Source organism: Pseudomonas agronomica (assembly GCF_025917275.1).
Classification (GTDB): domain Bacteria; phylum Pseudomonadota; class Gammaproteobacteria; order Pseudomonadales; family Pseudomonadaceae; genus Aquipseudomonas; species Aquipseudomonas agronomica.
Genome location: NZ_JAOSHO010000788.1, coordinates 1 through 1,559, shown reverse-complemented (window position 1 = coordinate 1,559; position 1,559 = coordinate 1). Strand labels below are relative to the sequence as shown.

1 protein-coding gene is annotated in these 1,559 nt (G+C 61.2%); it reads right to left on the bottom strand.

The window, feature by feature from the left end:
* A partial coding sequence (locus OC610_RS27145; protein ID WP_264432454.1) for an aldehyde dehydrogenase family protein occupies window positions 1-1,230 on the bottom strand: 1,230 nt, incomplete at its 3' end.
* Window positions 1,231-1,559 lie beyond the last annotated feature (329 nt).

The window sequence follows — 1,559 nt, the reverse complement described above, 5'->3', positions numbered from 1 at the left end:
GATGCTCACCACCGGGCCGAAGATTTCTTCCTGGAACACACGCATCTTGTTGGTGCCCTTGAGCAGGGTCGGCTGGATGTAATACCCGCTGGCGAGGTTGCCTTCGAGTTTTTCCACCTGGCCGCCGGTCAGCAGTTGCGCGCCTTCGCCCTTGGCGATTTCCAGGTAGGACAGGATCTTGTCGAATTGCTGCTCGGACGCCTGGGCGCCGACCATGGTGTCGGTGTCCAGCGGGTCGCCGCGCTTGATCTGCTCGATTTTCTTCATGACCACTTGCATGAATTCGTCGTAGATCGACTCCTGCACCAAGGCGCGGGATGGGCACGTGCAGACTTCACCCTGGTTGAAGAACGCCAGCACCAGGCCTTCGGCGGCTTTTTCGATGAAGCTCGGCTCGGCCTGCATGATGTCTTCGAAGAAGATGTTCGGCGACTTGCCGCCCAGTTCGACGGTGGACGGGATGATGTTCTCGGCGGCGCATTTCATGATGTGCGAGCCCACCGGGGTGGAACCGGTGAAGGCGATCTTGGCGATGCGCTTGCTGGTGGCGAGGGCTTCGCCGGCTTCTTTGCCGAAGCCTTGCACCACGTTCAGCACGCCCGGCGGCAGCAGGTCGCCGATCAGCTCCATCAGCACGCAGATGCCCAGCGGGGTTTGCTCGGCCGGCTTGAGCACCACGCAGTTACCGGCGGCGAGAGCCGGGGCGAGTTTCCAGGCGGCCATCAACAGCGGGAAGTTCCACGGGATGATCTGCCCGACCACGCCCAGCGGTTCATGGATGTGATAGGCCACGGTGTTGCCGTCGATCTCGGCGGCGCTGCCTTCCTGGGCCCGCAGGCAACCGGCGAAGTAGCGGAAGTGGTCGGCAGCCAGGGGGATGTCGGCGTTGAGGGTTTCGCGCACGGCCTTGCCGTTGTCCCAGGATTCGGTGATCGCCAGGGTTTCCAGGTTGGCTTCGATGCGGTCGGCGATTTTCAGCAGGATCAGCGAACGGGCCTGGACCGACGTGGCGCCCCAGGCATCGGCGGCAGCGTGGGCGGCGTCCAGGGCTTTGTCGATGTCTTCGGCCGTGGAGCGCGGGAATTCGGCGATGGGCTGGCCATTGACCGGGGATGTGTTGGTGAAGTACTGACCTTTGACAGGCGCGACGAACTCGCCGCCGATGTAGTTACCGTATTTAGCCTTGAACGAAACGATAGCGCCTTCAGTACCGGGGTGAGCGTAACGCATGATGAGTTCTCCTTGGCTTTTGTGCTTATTAGGGAGCCGCGCAAATTTGCGCTGGTACTTAAGCCTAGAGCAAAGGTTGGGCCATTGCCTTGCAGGGCCCGTAAATCAAGACTTTAGGAGGAGTTGGCCGGACAAACGGAGGGGCTGTGTCACGGTTGCGATACGCGAGGTGTGACAGTTTGTGCCATGGCTGAGACAGTCTGTGACCGGCAGGTCGCGCCAGCATTGCAAAGGTCGGTGGGCTGGAGGATGCTGAGCCTCGATGCGAAGCAGGCCGGGTAGGAATTGTAAGAGCTGTAGGGGTTGTAGGGGTTGTAGGGGTTGTAGGA